Consider the following 16,328-nt stretch of genomic DNA (forward strand, 5'->3'; position numbering starts at 1 on the left):
CACAAAACCAAACCAGTATGACAGAAACTGGTGCCAGCACAGTTATTACCAACCACTGTGAACGATCGGTCAGCTGATACTGATGGGAGTCCTTCGAGTCGACGAGTTGCGCAAGTCGTACGGCGACGTTCGGGCTGTCGACGGCATGTCCCTCGACGTCGAGCGCGGGGAACTGTTCGGCTTTCTCGGCCCCAACGGTGCCGGGAAGACGACCACGATCCGCTCGCTGACCGGCCAGATCGTCCCCGACGAGGGCACGATCGACGTGCTCGGAACCGATCCGACGACAGCGCCGATCGAAACGCGAACGCGCGTCGGCATCCTCCCCGAACAGGCGACGCCGCCGAGCTTTCTCACGCCACGGGAGTATCTCGAGTTCGTCGGCGACGTGCGCGACCTCGACAAGGAAACCGTCGCGGACGGCATCGACCGCTGGGCAGAACGACTCGGCTTCGGGAGCAAACTCGAGACGCTCCACACCGACCTCTCACGGGGCCAGCAACAGAAGGTGATGATCGCCCAGGCGTTCATCCACGAGCCGGAGCTGGTGCTCATCGACGAACCGCTGGCGAATCTGGACCCGCTCGTCCAGGAGCAGGTCAAGCAGTTCCTCACGAGCTACGCCGCAGCGGACAACGCCGTCTTCGTCTCGACGCACAACATCGACGTCGCGGCGGACATCTGCACCCGCGTCGGCATCGTCGCCGACGGCAAAATCGTCGCCGAACGCTCGATTGCGGACGAGACGAGCGACGACCTCCTCGAGACGTTCCTTAACCACGTCGACGACGCGAACGCGCGTGATCTCCCATCACTCGAGCGGGACGCGATTCAGACATGAGCGGGGCCGGTACTGACACGCCGTCACCTGCACAGGGCCAGCGAGGGAGTTCCGGCTACCAGCAAGGTCGCACCGGCCCTCAGCGCGGCGGCTCGAGCCTCGTCGGCGACGGGACGAACCGGCTGCTGTTCGCCGCACTGCTGCGCGAAGAGTGGCGGCTACACACCCAACTGTTCGGCGGCGGGCGCTTTCTCTCCTTCCCGCTGCTGATCGCCGTGCTCGCCGCCGGCGCGACGGTTGCACTCGTGGAGACGGGAACCGCTGCCTCGACGGTCGTGCTTGGTCTCCACGTCCTCGCGCTCGGCTTCGGACTCTACAGCGGCACCGCCGGCTTCGCGGGCTCGAGCATGCTCGAGAACGTCTTCGGCGGCCTCTCGCTCGTCCTCGGCACGGCCGCGACGCTCCCGCTCTCGCGGCGACGACTGCTCGGTATCTTTCTCGTGAAGGACGCGCTGTTCTACGCCGTCGTCTTCGTCCTGCCGATGGCGACCGCGGCGATTCCTCTCGAGGGTGTGTCGGCGACGACACCGGTCGACGTCGCCACGCTGTGGCTCTCGCTCTCGCTCGTCTTCGCCGCCGGGATGACCGTGACAGTCGCGCTGATCGCGTTGCGAACGCGTGGCGTTCCGACGTGGACGCTTCTGGCTCTCGTCGCCGTCGTCGCCCTCGTAAGCGGCGTCCTCGGCTCCGCGTCGGCGACGCTCGCGGCGGCTCAAACGCTGGTCGTTCCACAGTCCGCGTCGCTCCCGGCAGGCGCTGGGCTCGCGGGTGCAACCGCACTCGTCGCCGCCGCGTCGCTTGCAGTGTACGATCCGACGTACGGGAAGCCGACCCGAACGGCAGCCGACCAGTTCGCGCGGCTTCGCAGACTCGGCGACACCGTCCCTGGTGCAACCGGTGTGAACGATCCGCTGGTCGTCAAGACACTGCTCGACCTCTCGCGCTCCGCCGGCGGCGTCTGGAAGCCGTTCGTCTCCGCCGGCATCCTGCTCGCACTCGTCGCTGCACTCGTCGGCGTCGTCCACGAGATTACCGGGATCGAACCCGCGCCCGGCATCTTCTTCGGTGGCGTGCTCGGCCTCTCGGCGTTTACCACCTACAACTGGCTCACGCAGTTCGACGCACTCGAGTCCTACCTCGCGTATCCGGTGACGATCGCGGACGTGTTCCGGGCCAAGCGGACGGCGTTCGTTCTCGTCGGCGCGCCGGCGGTGGCCGTGCCCTACCTCGCCGCAGTGCTCTGGTTCGAGGCAGCGCTCATCGATGCGCTCGTCGGCGCGTTATTGCTCGCTGGCTTCGGACTGTACTACTACGGGCTCACGGTCTACATCGCCGGCTTCGACCCGAACGAGTTCCTCTTCGATTCGGTCCGGTTCGGGCTGTTCACCGTCGGTGCCGCGGTCGCGCTCGTTCCGGCGCTGGTCGCTGGCTTCGTCGTCGTGCCGCCGACGCTGGACATTGCGCTCGCGCTTGCCGGTATCGGGATCGGGTTCGGTGCGATTGGCGCGGTGCTCTCGAGTCGTGCGGGGCCGAAGTGGGATGCTGAGTATCGCCACGAGTAAGAGACCAGATGAGGGGGAACAGTCCTTATATGCGCTGATTCAGCACTTCGTTGGCATCCTGTCCCATCAACACGAGAACCGATCGGACAGGGAGAACTCCCTTTCATCTGCAAGGAGTGCGGAAAACCGACCGGACGGAGAGGGATGAGATATGAAAGTCGTCTACAAACCGGGCAACGCGTACGAGGAGATCAACTGCTATGACTTTCGCGAGTACGAGCAGGGGATCGTCCTGCACAACGAGGAGGGGTACAACATCGGCTATGTTCCCCACGAAATTCTGAGTCACATCGAACCACATCCCGAGGAGACGGTCGTATTCGGGAGCGAGGAGACACTCGAGGTTCGCGGGAGCGGTGGGGAAGACGGTACTACCGAGGAGAGCAACAGCGACGACGAGGACGACGGGTGACCGTTCACGGTGAGAGCCGTCGGGCCAGCCCATGCTGGCAGGTGAGCCGATTCCGGCAACAAACCAGCCGGCACCGATAAATCGGCTGGAACCGACAGGTCGATAGCCCACGCCGGAACACGTGGGTGTGAATGACGCGGACGCTTCTCGTCGCCGGAACTGCCAGTCACGTCGGCAAATCAACCGTCGTCGCGGGCCTCTGTCGCCTGCTCGCCGACCGTGGTGTCTCCGTCGCGCCGTTCAAAGCCCAGAACATGAGCAACAACGCGCGGGTCGTCGTGCGGGCGGCTGGCGCGGGTGGAAAAGAAGGGCAAGGTCAGGGGCAGAGGCAGGACCAGAAATCGCGTCCGGCTGGTGACAGAACAGCGCCGGAAACCGCCGACCAGTGGGGCGAAATCGGCGTCTCCCAGTTCACCCAGGCCCGCGCGGCTCGACTGACGCCGACGACGGACGTCAACCCCGTCCTGCTGAAACCGCGCGGCGACGGCGAGAGTCAACTCGTTATCCAGGGCGAGGCCCGCGAGCACGTCCCCGCAGGCAGCTACTACGAAGACTACTGGGACGACGCCCGCGCCGCCGCCGAAGAGTCCTACCAACGACTGGCCGCCGACCACGACGTAATCGTCGCCGAAGGCGCGGGCAGCATCGCCGAGATCAACCTCCACGACCGTGACCTTGCGAACGTCGAAACGGCCCGCTTCGCCGACGCAGAGATCATCCTGCTCGTCGACATCGAACGCGGCGGCGCGTTCGCCAGCCTCTACGGCACGATCGAACTCCTCCCCGACGATATCCGCGAACGCGTCACCGGTGCACTCATCACAAAGTTCCGCGGTGACCCGTCGCTACTCGAGTCCGGCATCACTGAGATCGAGTCCCGAACCGGCGTCCCGATCCTGGGTATACTGCCGTACGACGATCCCGGATTACCCGAAGAGGACAGCGTTGGCCTCCCGGATACGGATTCGCAGGGGGTACGCGGCGATGACGACGGCGTCCCCGCCGAACAGCGCCTCCGGATCGCGGTGCCGCGACTTCCGCGAATTTCGAACGCGACCGATCTCGAGGCGCTCGCCGCGGAACCGGGCGTTTCGGTGGTCTACCTGCCGGTCGACGATGCGGACGCGAGCACCGACGTCAACGCCGATCACGACATCGATGCCGACGCCGTTGTCATCCCCGGCACGAAAAACACCGTCGACGACTGTCGTGCGCTCCACGCCGCCGGCCTCTCCGACGCGCTGCGCTCGTTCGACGGCCCGATCGTCGGCATCTGTGGCGGCTACCAGCTGCTCGGCGAGCGGCTCACGAACGCTGCACTAGAGGGGACCGGCCAGCGCGACACCATCTCGGGACTCGGTCTCCTCCCCGTCGAAACCCGCTTCGACGAGACGAAACAGCTCGAACAGACGACCGTCCCCGTCGACGGCGCGGCGAGCCCCCTGCTCGCCGGCGCGGACGGCACCGCATCGGGCTACGAAATCCACGCTGGGCGAACGCGGATACTCGAGCACGAGTCCGTTCCGAGACCGCTCGGTGAGTCGAGCGCGGCACGCGGGCTGGTGCTCGGAACCTACCTTCACGGGTTATTCGACAACGAGGGAGTTCGGACGGCGTTTCTCGAGGCCGCTGCGAGAGAGGCGGGACTCGAGTGGCCACCGGTGAGCAGGGCTGAGTCACAGACTGACCGTGCTGGTGGACGGGATGGACAGACGCCGTTCGACCGAGCGGCGTCGTTGCTACGGGAGAACGTCGATGCGGAGGTAGTCGAACGGCTGGCCGCTGGTGCGACGAGCTAGCGGACCGGAGCCGAGAATTGAGGTAGCGGTTACGCGCTATTCGCCCCGTCGCGGTACGTTCCGAGCAGTTCCTCGAGGATAATACACTCCTGATCGGTTGGATCGTAGTGTGTATCGATGAAGCGCTCTGCAGCCTCGTAGTTGCCGCGCAGGCCCTGTTTCCGGACGGTAATCACGGCGTCTAAGAAGAACGTGCCGCCGTCCGTGCCGAGGGCCTTCGCGTGGTCTGCATCGCTGATATCGAGTTCGGATTTGATCTCGTCGAAGTTGAACGTCTTGACGTCGTGGTCGGGATCGACCAGCGTGAGGACGTACTCCGCGGAGAACCGATAGAACTCGGATTTGCTCTCGAACATACCGTCGTCGACGAGTTCGTCGATCTCGTCGACGACCTCGTCCGGGTACCTGACGGTATCTTTCGCCATGTCCGCAACGTGCACGCTGAGGCATAATTACTGTTTCGGGAACGTGTTTCTCGACCGGACGGTGATAACCCCCGATTCAGAGTGAAAGAGAATGTCTATCGCTCTAAAGAGAGTCCAAGAGTCGACGCCGAACGGCACTCTCAGTCTCCGGGGGTTGAACGCAACTACCTACAAATTTATTATTTATCGGACGCAACAGGGAGACGCAATGGCAAACGAAGACGAAATCCGTGAGCAGATGATCGACGCGTTCGAAGGTGCCGACTACCCCATCTCGAGTCCAATGGACCTCGTCCCCGCGCTCCCGAACGGCCCGGGAACGAAGTTCGAGTCGGGCGACTTCTCGATGACCGCAATGGAGCTGAACACGAAGACGTCTGGCGGGGACTTCCCGTACGACGACGCGGAGACGTTCGTCGACGACATCATCGACGACCTCAAAGACCAGGGCGAACTGTAAGACGCGGTACGTGTGGCCAAAGCGCCACCAACTCACACCGGGGTGTTTGAAACGGCTACCACAGCGGAGACGTACGGGGTCAGGAGTGGGCAGAGACGGACCCCGGACCGAGTATCCGTCTCCCGTTCCGTCTGACTACCCCGCCCGGAAGCCTGTCACGGGTGGGAGAGTCTCTCGCGGCAGACGCCCCGTTCTCTCGGACTGGCGGAGACGCGCCGAGCGTAGCGCTGACCCCCACGTTTTATTGCATATCGCAGCGTTAGGTAGAAAGAACGACGTGGCGGCGGTGGTATCGGGTACGGAGTGGCAATCGCGTCGAGAGTGAAAATCGGAGTGAGATGGACGGATCGAAGCAGCGATACGCACTCATCTGTGTCACAGAGTCGGCGGACAAACAGCACCGGCTGTCTGTCGCGCTTTCGGAAGCGACCGTCGATTCCGACACTGACACTGCGTCTGGCGCTCCATCTGATACTGCAACTGATGCCACATCTGACACTGCAACTGACACTGCAGCAGACCCAGCCACCGATACCGAGGCCAACTCAACCACTGACACCAGTCCCAACTCCGACGCCACCACTCCGCTCGAAATCGAGCCCGATCACCTGACAATCGTCGAACGGACGCTCACGGAGCTCGAGTGCACCGATGGCGGCACGGCAAACGGTCTGCCAGACACCATTGACGCCGTCGTCATCGATGTCGACGAACCGACTGCACTCGAGACGGCCATCGGCTGGGTCGATGGCCACCGGCATTCCGCACTCGAGACCGCACCGTGTGTTGTTGCGCCACAGGAGGGGAGCGAGGAACTCGCGGCAACGGCGCTTCGCCAGGACGTCGAGCAGTACGTCCCGGCCGATGACGATGTGCTCGACCGGGTACTCGAGACGGTTGCCAAACCAGCCCTCTCGACACCCAACGACGAGTACCACAGAATCATCGCCAACGAGCTCCCCGACGAGGCGTTCGTGATCGACGAGGACGGCGTCTACCTGGAAGCGAAGCTTCGGCCAGTCTCTGCGGAACTGTACACGTCGTCGGCGACAGACCTCATTGGCACCTCACTGGACGACATCTTCCCCGAGGAGACTGCGGCATCGCTTGCTGAGTGTCTGAATCACGCCATCGAGACCGAAGACGTTCAGACGGTCGAGTACGCTGTTGAGACGACTGACGGGGAACGACTCTTTGAGGCGCGAGTCGTGCCGATCGACGAGCGAATCAACGGGAAGCGGGCGGTGATCTGGCTCGCCCGGGACATTACGGAGCGAGCACAGCGCGAAGCCGAACTCCGGGCGCGCCAGTCCCAACTCGAGACGCTCAACCGGATCAATGCGGTCGTCCGCCAGGTGATCGAGACGCTGGTCGACGCACCGACGCGCGACGCGATCGAACGGGAGGTCTGTGCGGAACTCGTCGACTCGGAGCTGTACTGTGGTTGTTGGATCGCCGAGCGGACGGGAGCCGGTGAGTTCACCTACCGCACAGGGGCGGGCGAGGCAACAACCTACCTCGACGAGATTCGCAAGTTGGAGGACGATGCGGGCACGCTGCCGCCGGCGATGATCTACGAAGGGGTGAGCGCCGACGCCGATGTCGACAGCACAGACCGTCCGCTACGGCCAACCGAACACACAGGCGTTACCGGCGAAATCATCACCGTCAACCACATTCTCAAAACGGAGCCCCTCCCCGAGCCGTTGCAGGAAGCCGCCCACGCCGACGATGTCCGCGCTGCGATAACGGTCCCGATCGTCCACGAACAGACGACCTACGGCGTCCTGACCGTCCTCGCCAGCCGCGCCGAAGCGTTCTCCGACACCGAACAGGAGGAGTTCAGACTGCTCGGCGAAACGATGGGGTTCTCGATCATGGCCGTCAAGAACCGCCAGCTCCTGTTCGCCGACACCGTCGTCGAACTCGAGTTCCAGATCGACGGCGGCGAAACCTTCTCGTTCGATCTGTCGTCGACCTACGACTGCACCTGCGTACTCGAGTGGTCGGGGACGACCTCGGACGGACAGCCGATCCAGTACGTCCGCATCGATGGGCTCGACGGCGAGACGGTGATGGACGAAGCCGAGGCCCACGAGTCGGTGGAGTCGTGTCGGCTCATCCACAACGGACACGACCACTGTACGATCGAGATTCGCCTGACCAAATCGGGTGTGCGGACGCTCGCGAATCACGGGGCGACGATCAGGGACGTCCGCGTCGAGGACGGCGTCGGAACCTGCGTCGTCGAGGTGCCACAGCACGGCGATGTCCGGGACATTGCAGAGGCCCTCTCGGTCGTCTACGAGAATACGGAGCTAACCGCTCGCCGCGAGGTCGATCGGCCGGTGCATACCGCCGTCGAGCGTCGAAACCGGATTCTGGGCGAACTCACGGACCGGCAGTTGACGACCCTCCGTCTGGCGTACTTCGGCGGCTTTTTCGAGTGGCCCCGCTCGAGTACGGGCGAAGATATCGCCGAAGCGCTGGGTGTGACACCGCCGACGATGCACCAGCACCTCCGGAAGGCGCTCAAGACGGTTCTCTCGGAGTTCTTTGCGGAAGGAAACGCTGCCACGGATGTCGACGAGAACGGTGACGTCAGCGATGTCGGTGGGGCAAACACACAGCGCTGACCGGCCGGCTGACAGCCTCGGCAGTACTCGAGTCCAGTCTGCGTGCGGTCTGTTGCGAGTTCGCTGTGACCAGTGCCAACGCAACACTCGCCGTGTGAGTCAGGAAAGACAGACACTCATGATCTCATAAAGGTCGCCCATGTAAACCCAAGCGGGGATGGAGACACCGGGACTGTATTCGATCGATGGTGACGCTGACGTGGCTGGCTCGGTCGGGTCGGGTAGGACGGGATCGGCTGATGTGGTGCTGGCACCCTGCGGGAGACGGACAGCGACGAGCACGAGACGGCTGTCGACGGGAGGCCAAGCGAGGACAGCCGGGAGATGGCGACCGGAAGCGGGGATCGGAGCGTGGGAATCCGTGGTAGGCACATCACCGCTCGAAACGGTGCTCGCTGGCTCGAACGGGCGCTACTACACAGCGAAGCAAGTCCGGGCGAAACTCGAGAGTGGTCCCTGGCGACTGTGTTTGCGCGAGCGCCGGTCGGAACGGTGGCTCGTGGAACTGCCGGGTGAGGCGCTGCTGTTGCTGACTGCTGTCGAGCCCGATTCGCTGCCCCGATGGGCCGAAATCAGAGTTGCGGGAGACACGACGCGTGTCGTGGATACGCGCCGGCGTGGTTCTCCTGACCGTGCTGGTCGTGACTGAGAGTGGGTTAGAAGTCGGTTAGAAACCGAAAACCGTCGCAACCGCTGTCGGGATCACGACGGCAAAGCAGTGACCGGGGAGTGAGTCCCCGATCCCCACAGCCCCCTGCAACCAGTTATTCGTCGTCGGCTTCGAGGTCGCCCTCGACGTCGTCGTCCTCACCACGGACGAACGCAGCTTGTGCGTCCGACTCTGCCTCGACATCGATGTCGCCGGCGCTTGGTCCTTCGATCAGTTCCTCGAAGTCGTCGACCTCGTCGTACTGATCCTGGTAGACCAGCGCTGCCTTGCCCATCGACGTGATCTCGTAGAGGCCGGAGCGCTCTGCTGGTCCGATCTTCTCGACGAGTCCGTAATCCTCGAGGACTGGCAGTCTCGTGTTGATGTTCTTTCGGCTCTTGCCGGTGTGTGCAGCCAGGTTCGTCGCGACGTTTCGACCCTTGTCCTCGAGTGCCTCGAGGATCAGGAAGTCAGTTGGTTGGCGTAGCTTCACTCTCAGTCACTCTCGTACTATACCTTGATTTCCACTGGTAACTAAGACTTTCGGCTCTCTCTCATGTGAATCCAACGGTAATTTGAATCGGAAAGTGTATATGGTCTGGCGAGCGTTCGTAACAAAGGGGAAGCGAACGCCGCGTGTGAATTACAATCACCCACTCACAGCGGGGTTTGCCGTGCGGTACTCCACCATGCCGTTCCCCAGCACACCTAGTCATTCGCCACCGACGCCGACCACTGCTTCGGAACCCCATCGAAGCTCCGGTCGTCGTCGGATTGCAGTTCTGCATCCGTACGCTGAGACCGATCGCCGTAGCCAGCAGTGTCGCTGCCGGTCCCAACGAGTGACACCCCGGACGCACCGAGCCACTCGAGTACCCGCGCGACATCGTCGGGCGAGTCGACGCGGTAGCTGGCAGCGGACGGGTCGGTGCCACCGACGCAAATCCCGATTCCGGCTGGTTCGACGGCACGGAAGGCGGATTCGTCGGTGACATCGTCGCCGATGTAGACGGGGACGGTGTCCTCGGGAAGTTCGTCGCGGATGAGGTCGACCGCGTCGCCTTTGCCCCAGTTGACAGCCGGGCCGATTTCGAGGATACGCTTGCCGGGTGAGAGCTCGAGGCCGCCGTCACCGAATCGGTCGACGACGGTACGAGTGAGCCGGCGAACGACGGGGCGCGCGCCGGTGGGAACGGTTCTGACGTGGACGGTGCCGGTGAGTCGTTTGTTTTCGACGCGTGCGTTCGGGATCGGCTCGAGAACCGTCTCGAGGGTTTCACAGACGGCCTCGACGCGAGCCGCGCGCTCGGCGGCGGCGGGATGGATGCCGATCGAATCGCCCCAGGCGAGTTCGAGGCCGTGGTTGCCCGCATAGATCCGCGGGTCATCGACGCGCGTGCGAACGTCCGCGAGGCTGCGGCCGCTGACGATTGCGGTAGTGACGGGGGCTGCCGCGGCCAGTGACGCCACCGCGGCGTCGTTCGCGGCCGTCAGCGCCGCAGCATCTGGCTCGTCGACGATCGGCGCGAGCGTGCCGTCGAAGTCGAGACAGACGAGCAGATGGCTGGCGTCCGCGAGCGTCGCGCGAAGGTGGGGCAACTGCTCGCCGGTGAGTGGGGATGGGACCGATGGCGCGGCAGTTCCTTCCGATGACTGTGGCTCGTCGTCGTGATACTCGGTGGTCGGTTCCGTCGTGGAGTACTGCTTAGACATAGCTCTCTACCTCGAAACTGATGGCTGATACTGCTCGAGATGGGCTGGTGCTCGGGAGTGTTCGATATGGTCGTCACTCGAGTTGTCGGGAGCGTCGAGCGACGGGCTGGCGGGCAGGGTGTGAAACACGGATCGTTACAGCGGGGAGGGTCGTTCGCGTGACTCGACACCTGCGCCGGGGCCGTCGTGGACGCGGCGCAACAGGTCGAACTGCGTCGCCATCCAGTCGTCGATATCGCCGTCGAAGACGCTCGACCGGAGGGCGTTCATCCGCGCGGTTCGCTCCTGTGGCGCCATCGAAAGTGCGTCATCGATCGCAGTTGCGAAGCCGCTCACGTCGGTCGGATCGATACTCACCGCGTGGGAACTCAGGCGTTCGTGTGCGCCCGCACGATCGCTCAATAGCAGCACGCCGTCAGTGTCGACACACGCGGCGACGTACTCCTGGGCGACCAGATTCATGCCGTCGATCAGCGGGCTGACGATCATCACGTCGGCGTGGCGATACAGCGCACAGAGGTCATCGTGTTCGACGTACTCCTCCGTGTAGACGATCGGTTGCCAGTCGTCGGTACCGAACCGGCGGTTGATCCGGTCGACTTCGCTACGGACGAGGTCGCCGTGGCGCGCGTAGGCCGGAATCTCGGTGCGTGACGGCGTCGCCTTCTGGATGAACGTGAAATCGCCGTGCCAGCTCGGGTTCTCGACGAAGAACCGCTCGAGTGCGGTCAGTCGCTCGGGGATTCCCTTCGTGTAGTCGAGTCGGTCGACACCGAGTCCGATCGCCGAGTTGCGCGGGATGTCGTAGCGGTCGAACAGCGAGAGTAACTGCGCTGCGTCGGTCTCGCGGGCCTGTTGATCGTACGATTCGGCGTCGACACCCATCGCCGTTGCGACGACGCGGGTCGTTTGGCCGTTGTGCTGGACCGTTCCCCGCTCGTGGTCGACCGTCGCGTCCGGCAAAAACCGGCGGACACAGTCGAGAAACGCGTTCGCGTAGCGTTCGACGTGGAAGCCGAGCAGGTCGTTACCGAGGAGTCCCTCGAGTAGCTCCTCGCCCGCGGGGCAGTAGTCGAAGGTTGTGGGCGACGGCCAGGGAATGTGCCAGAACTGCGCGATGCTGGCCGAGTCGGGAATCGCCTGGCGGATCATGCGAGGTGCAAGCGCGAAGTGGTAGTCTTGCAACCAGACGACCGACTCCTCGCTCGCGTGGTCGGCGACCGCTGCGGCGAAGCGCTCGTTGACAGTTCGATACCACTCGAGATCGTCGGAGCGCTCTTCGACGAGTTCGGCGAAACCGTGACAGAGCGGCCAGAGGACGCGGTTGCTGAACCCGCGATAGTAGGCATCGACGGCCTCCTCAGAGAGGTCGATGCGTCGGAGTGTGTAGGCCTCGTCGTCCGGCGGAACGCGAACGCAGTCGCGTTCGTCCGTGACGTCGAAGTCGGCGTCGCCGTCGCCCCAGGCGATCCAGGTGCCGTTGGCCTCCTGCAGGACTGGATCGATCCCGGCGGTCAGCCCGCCGGTGGGTTCGTCGACGGAGATCGATGGAGCCGGGGATCCCGCCGTTTCGGACGTCTCCGTCGTGTCTGTACCGTGGTCATCTTCGGTTTCGGTGGTCGGTCCATCGCCGACACTCCGCTCATCGTCGTACGTGTGTCGGTACGGCTGTCGGTTCGAGACAACGATGAGAGAGTCGGGACAGTCGGTGTTAGCGGACTGCGTCGTGCGTGCGGTGGTCGTGTAATCGGTGGCTGTCGCGTTCTCGGACTCCGAATCGTCGTCCGAATCGCGCTCGGAGTTGGCTTCGGACTCAGGTTCGGATTCCGATTCGGACGCAGAGACAGATTCGAATTCGAACGCAGCGTCAGTCGCTTGTTCTCGGTCGTGATCTCGCCCAGACCCGTCAACTCGAAGATTATACGTGTGCGTCGACGACTGCTCGTCGGGAACTCGCATTCGCTGAAACAGAACAGCGTCGCCACTGGTTGATTCGTGGCCTGCAGCCGCAGGTAGCCTAATACTCTCCCGATACTGTGTCCCCTGAAATGACCGTCCACACGGGCTGAGCATCCACTACAGTAATAAACGCCACTAGCTATCATACACCGTTCAGTCCACACCACGATAGCAGCCAGTCCACTCGAGTACAGTCGCCGACTGGCTCAGTAAAAGTACAACTCGAGTTCGTGGCCGCAGTTGCGACAGGCAGTCTCGGTTCCGCGCAGTCGGGTTGGTTCGCGGTCGGCGACGAGGCCGGGACCTGGCGGAACGGCGGCAGTGATGGTTGCATCGCACTCCGGGCAGCCAATCGGCATGGTCGAAGATTCTGATCGAGACATGCCACACCGATACTGTTGGATGGGGGTTAGTTATCACCGCCGTACCGTGACGGTTTTCGACCGTTTGTCACTGTTCTGCCGGATATGGTGTGGTTTACGCGCTCGGAACGCTGGAACAGCCGTGTCAAGTACACCATCATCAGTCCTGCAGGTGCAGGGCAATTTCACGCGGAAATTGCAGACTGACGGTGGTGATTGTGAGTGGTGTGGACGCTGGTGACGTATTCGAGAGAGCAGCTGTGAGAGTAACAACTGAAACTGTGTACACGCCACTCGCACGGAGGCGGTTCGATTGGGTGTGCACTGAGTCTCAGTGGCGACTATAGAACCCATCACTCAGGCACAGCCGCCGACCAGTCGTTCGAGCGTATATGTTCGGGAAACCGCCGCTGCCTTTCGGGAGGAGAACCAACGAACCTTTGCTCACGCCGTCCACAGGGACAGGTATGGAGCGACGTACGTATCTCGGCTCGCTTGGGGCAGCGGGCGCTGCTGGCCTCTCGGGTCTTGCCGGCTGTCTCGACGAGTTGAACGTCACCGGCGGCGAGGATCAAGAGGTGGTACACGGCGAGTACGCGGATCAGACCGTTCTCGACGCCCAGACGCTACCGGGGGATCCGAGCCAGTACTCACACCCAGTCTACGGCGACCGGTTCCCAGCAATCTCGGTTCCGGACCCGGTGACTGGCGAGACGATCTCGACCGAGGATTTCGTCGGCGAGCGTGCGTTCGTGATCACGTTCTTCTTTACGTCCTGCCCGGACGGCGCCTGTCCCGCGCTGCTCTTGCGCCTGCGGCGCGTCCAGGAAGACGCCGCCGAGGAGGGGTATAGCGACGACATTAGTCTTCTCGGACTGACGTTCGATCCCGAACGCGACACCGCCGACGTACTCGAGGAGTATGGCCACCAACAGGGTGCTGACCTCGATGCGGGGAACTGGCATTTCCTCCGGCCGGAGACGTACGAGGAGGCAGAAGAGTTAGTGAACGAGGAGATCGGGATGCGAATTCAGCGAGTCGAAGACGAAGACGAAATCGCGGAAGTACACGATGGCCATGGCGAAGATGACGAGGGCGAGAGTGAGGGTGAGGGCGAGACAGAGAGTGAGGAAGAGGGACACGAAGCAGACGAGACGGAGGATGGAGAGTCAGAGCACGAGGGTCACGACGGTGATGCTGACGACCACGATGGTGATGCTGACGACGACCACGAGCACGGCGAGTACACCTTCAACCACATCAACCTGATCGTGCTGGTCAACAAGGACGGCATCGTCGAACGTGCCTATCCGCAGGCACTCAGCGAGGAGCGCGGAACGAGTATCGAGCAGATCGTCGACGACGCCCGGACCGTCGCACAACACTGATCATGCAGCGCCGAGACGTCCTCGCCGGAATTGGCAGTGCAGGCGTCCTCGCGGGAGCCGGTGCAGTCGCTGTCTACGGCGTTCCCTCGCCAGAGACGCTTCTTGAGGAAGACGGTGAGCGCCACGATCCGCTCGCGGTCGAAACCGTCGAGGCGCGGGGAAGCGAGGCTGGTGAGGTGCTGATACCCGCACAGGACCAGCCGACGTTCATCGATCTCTTCGGTACCTGGTGTCCGCCCTGTGTCGAACAGATGCCCGAACTCGCGATAGCCAACGAGCGGATCGGCGAGCAGGTGCTGTTCATCTCAGTCACGAGCGAAGGCGTCGGTGAGAACCGGTCGATCACCGAGGACGAACTCGTCGACTGGTGGGCCGAACACGACGGCAACTGGCTGCTGGGCGTCGATCACAACGCAGAAGTGACCGAGCGCTATCTCGACGGCGGCTTTCCGACCGCAGCCGTTATCGATGCCTCGGGACGCCTCCAGTGGTCCGACAATGGCGTCCACTCGGCCGACGAAATCGTCGCGACGATCGAAGCGGAAACTGATGCGGAAGAGACCAGCTAACAATGGCTCCCATCGAACTCCTCTCTGCGGCTACGTTCGCCCTGACCGCAGGCGTCGCGACGTTCTTCTCCCCGTGTGCGTACCCGCTGTTGCCCGGCTACGTCGGCTTCTACGTGAGTCAGACTGAACAACAGGAAGCCTCTCTCGGCGGGGCGCTGAGTCGGGGGCTGATCGCCGGTTTCGGCGTCCTCGCCACGTTCGTCGTCCTGCTCGGCGCGGCGTTCTGGATCGGTCACTCGATGCTGTCGAACGTGGTGCTTTTCGAACCGATCGTCGGTGCCGTGCTCGTCGTCTTCGGCGTGCTCGTCCTGCTCGATCGTGCCCCGTCGCTGTCGATCGCACTGCCGAAGCGCCGCTCCGGCGTCGGTGGCTTTCTGATCTTTGGCATCGGCTACGCGCTGGCAGCAGCAGGCTGTGTCGCGCCGCTTTTCGGCGCGGTGATCGCGAACGCACTCACGTTCGAACCGATGTCCGCGGCGGTGGTGCTTGGCACCTACGTCGGCAGCGTCGTCGTCCTGATGATCGCCCTGACGGTCGCAACGGGGATGGGCCTCGTCGCAGGTGCCGGGTCGCTGGCGGCCTACAGCGGGCTGCTCAAGCGTGTGGCCGGCGGAGTCATGATCCTGGCCGGACTGGGACAGTTGTATCTCGCCATCTTCGTTCTGGACGTACTCTGAGCGGCTCACCACGGTGCGTTCGTCCGGCGTTGTCGGCTCAGGTCTTCGATATCGAAGGGATGACTCGGCGTCCCAACATAGTTCGCCGTCTGCTTATTTGTAATGTCGTTCAGTATACCGGGTCGTGCAACGAGAACAGTGTCCAAACTGCCTCGAAGGTGCCGCTGTCGAGCACAGTCGCGAAGTAACGGAATCCGGGCTCAAACGGATATTCGAGTGTCAACACTGCGGAAACGACTGGATCGTCGTCTTTTGAGTGCGCTCGCCGTCTCGCCGTCTGCTGAGCGAAACGCCAGCGGCCGGCAACGGCAAGTCAGACACGTATGGTGATCTCTCTCGAAACGAACGGACGATGTATCAGGACTTGCTACTCGCAACCGACGGCAGCGAGGGCGCGACACGGGCGACCGAACACGCGATCGAACTCGCCTACCGACTCGAGAGCACGCTGCATATTCTCTCGGTCTCCGAAGAAGGCCCCCACAGCAGCGAAAAGCGCGACAAAATGCGGTCCGATCCGGAGTCGGAAGCCGAATCGGCAGTCGCCGACGCAGAACACGCAGCCACCGACGCGGGCATCGAGACGACGACGACCGTCCGACAGGGCGTCCCGCAGGAGGAAATCGTCGACTTCGCCGACCAGCAGGGGATGGACATGATCATCGTCGGCACCGTCGGCCGCTCGGGACTCGACAAACTGGTCGTCGGCAGCGTCGCCGAGGAGGTCGTCCAGAACGCGACGGTTCCGGTCATCACCGTCAGAGAGACGGACGCGGAGTAAGCCGCTCTTACTCGAGCATACGGAAGTGATAATTAACGTGCCCGAGGCGAACGCTCCGGTGTGACCGTGCGCGCGGGTCGCTCGTGCCCACACGA

Annotated in this window: 16 protein-coding genes; 11 read left to right on the forward strand and 5 right to left on the reverse strand. The window is 63.2% G+C overall.

Annotated elements, in window-relative coordinates:
- Window positions 1-82 precede the first annotated feature (82 nt).
- The 4 genes from BBD46_RS12815 to BBD46_RS12830 all read left to right on the forward strand — a co-directional run bounded on the left by BBD46_RS12815 (window position 83) and on the right by BBD46_RS12830 (window position 4,614).
- Window positions 83-841, forward strand: a complete 759-nt coding sequence (locus BBD46_RS12815; protein WP_071402078.1) for an ABC transporter ATP-binding protein — start codon at window positions 83-85, stop codon at window positions 839-841.
- The gene (locus BBD46_RS12820) at window positions 838-2,403 is read left to right on the forward strand and encodes a hypothetical protein (RefSeq protein ID WP_084777749.1); all 1,566 of its coding nucleotides are present in this window, start codon (window positions 838-840) and stop codon (window positions 2,401-2,403) included. Before BBD46_RS12815 ends, BBD46_RS12820 begins: the two co-directional genes overlap by 4 nt.
- Before the next feature lie 151 nt (window positions 2,404-2,554).
- The gene (locus BBD46_RS12825; RefSeq protein WP_071402079.1) at window positions 2,555-2,815 is read left to right on the forward strand and encodes a hypothetical protein; all 261 of its coding nucleotides are present in this window, start codon (window positions 2,555-2,557) and stop codon (window positions 2,813-2,815) included.
- 131 nt (window positions 2,816-2,946) lie between these two features.
- Window positions 2,947-4,614, forward strand: coding sequence for a cobyric acid synthase (locus BBD46_RS12830; protein ID WP_071402080.1), 1,668 nt, complete (start codon window positions 2,947-2,949; stop codon window positions 4,612-4,614).
- A gap of 29 nt (window positions 4,615-4,643) precedes the next feature.
- Here the strand turns inward: BBD46_RS12830 and BBD46_RS12835 are convergent, their stop codons facing one another.
- A complete protein-coding gene (locus BBD46_RS12835; protein WP_006168358.1) occupies window positions 4,644-5,039 on the reverse strand; it encodes a ribbon-helix-helix domain-containing protein in 396 nt (131 codons plus the stop codon).
- A 208-nt stretch (window positions 5,040-5,247) separates the two neighbouring features.
- Between BBD46_RS12835 and BBD46_RS12840 the strand changes: the two genes are divergently transcribed.
- The 3 genes from BBD46_RS12840 to BBD46_RS21645 all read left to right on the forward strand — a co-directional run bounded on the left by BBD46_RS12840 (window position 5,248) and on the right by BBD46_RS21645 (window position 8,784).
- Window positions 5,248-5,499, forward strand: coding sequence for an MTH865 family protein (locus tag BBD46_RS12840; RefSeq protein ID WP_006654449.1), 252 nt, complete (start codon window positions 5,248-5,250; stop codon window positions 5,497-5,499).
- Window positions 5,500-5,837: 338 nt separating this feature from the next.
- Entirely contained in the window at window positions 5,838-8,135 is a 2,298-nt protein-coding gene (locus BBD46_RS12845; protein ID WP_071402081.1) for a bacterio-opsin activator domain-containing protein, read from the forward strand.
- Window positions 8,136-8,496: 361 nt separating this feature from the next.
- Window positions 8,497-8,784: a hypothetical protein gene (locus BBD46_RS21645; RefSeq protein ID WP_253184564.1), complete on the forward strand. Its 288-nt coding sequence runs from the start codon at window positions 8,497-8,499 to the stop codon at window positions 8,782-8,784.
- Between the two features lie 115 nt (window positions 8,785-8,899).
- Here the strand turns inward: BBD46_RS21645 and BBD46_RS12850 are convergent, their stop codons facing one another.
- From BBD46_RS12850 to BBD46_RS22665, 4 genes are all read right to left on the reverse strand, one after another.
- On the reverse strand, window positions 8,900-9,277 hold the full coding sequence (locus BBD46_RS12850; RefSeq protein WP_071402082.1) for a winged helix-turn-helix domain-containing protein: 378 nt from the start codon (window positions 9,275-9,277) through the stop codon (window positions 8,900-8,902).
- Window positions 9,278-9,492: 215 nt separating this feature from the next.
- Entirely contained in the window at window positions 9,493-10,497 is a 1,005-nt protein-coding gene (gene otsB, locus BBD46_RS12855; RefSeq protein ID WP_071402083.1) for a trehalose-phosphatase, read from the reverse strand.
- A 135-nt stretch (window positions 10,498-10,632) separates the two neighbouring features.
- On the reverse strand, window positions 10,633-12,456 hold the full coding sequence (locus tag BBD46_RS12860) for an alpha,alpha-trehalose-phosphate synthase (UDP-forming) (protein WP_071402084.1): 1,824 nt from the start codon (window positions 12,454-12,456) through the stop codon (window positions 10,633-10,635).
- Window positions 12,457-12,662: 206 nt separating this feature from the next.
- Window positions 12,663-12,839 carry a hypothetical protein gene (locus BBD46_RS22665; protein ID WP_171908196.1) on the reverse strand — a complete coding sequence of 59 codons (177 nt, stop codon included), beginning with the start codon at window positions 12,837-12,839 and terminating at the stop codon, window positions 12,663-12,665.
- Window positions 12,840-13,285: 446 nt separating this feature from the next.
- Between BBD46_RS22665 and BBD46_RS12865 the strand changes: the two genes are divergently transcribed.
- The 4 genes from BBD46_RS12865 to BBD46_RS12880 all read left to right on the forward strand — a co-directional run bounded on the left by BBD46_RS12865 (window position 13,286) and on the right by BBD46_RS12880 (window position 16,233).
- The gene (locus BBD46_RS12865) at window positions 13,286-14,206 is read left to right on the forward strand and encodes an SCO family protein (protein ID WP_071402085.1); all 921 of its coding nucleotides are present in this window, start codon (window positions 13,286-13,288) and stop codon (window positions 14,204-14,206) included.
- A gap of 2 nt (window positions 14,207-14,208) precedes the next feature.
- Window positions 14,209-14,775 carry a TlpA family protein disulfide reductase gene (locus BBD46_RS12870; protein WP_071402086.1) on the forward strand — a complete coding sequence of 189 codons (567 nt, stop codon included), beginning with the start codon at window positions 14,209-14,211 and terminating at the stop codon, window positions 14,773-14,775.
- A 2-nt stretch (window positions 14,776-14,777) separates the two neighbouring features.
- On the forward strand, window positions 14,778-15,452 hold the full coding sequence (locus BBD46_RS12875; protein ID WP_071402087.1) for a cytochrome c biogenesis CcdA family protein: 675 nt from the start codon (window positions 14,778-14,780) through the stop codon (window positions 15,450-15,452).
- 352 nt (window positions 15,453-15,804) lie between these two features.
- On the forward strand, window positions 15,805-16,233 hold the full coding sequence (locus tag BBD46_RS12880; protein WP_071402204.1) for a universal stress protein: 429 nt from the start codon (window positions 15,805-15,807) through the stop codon (window positions 16,231-16,233).
- Window positions 16,234-16,328 lie beyond the last annotated feature (95 nt).

It is taken from the genome of Natrialba sp. SSL1, assembly GCF_001861355.1.
Taxonomy (GTDB): domain Archaea; phylum Halobacteriota; class Halobacteria; order Halobacteriales; family Natrialbaceae; genus Natrialba.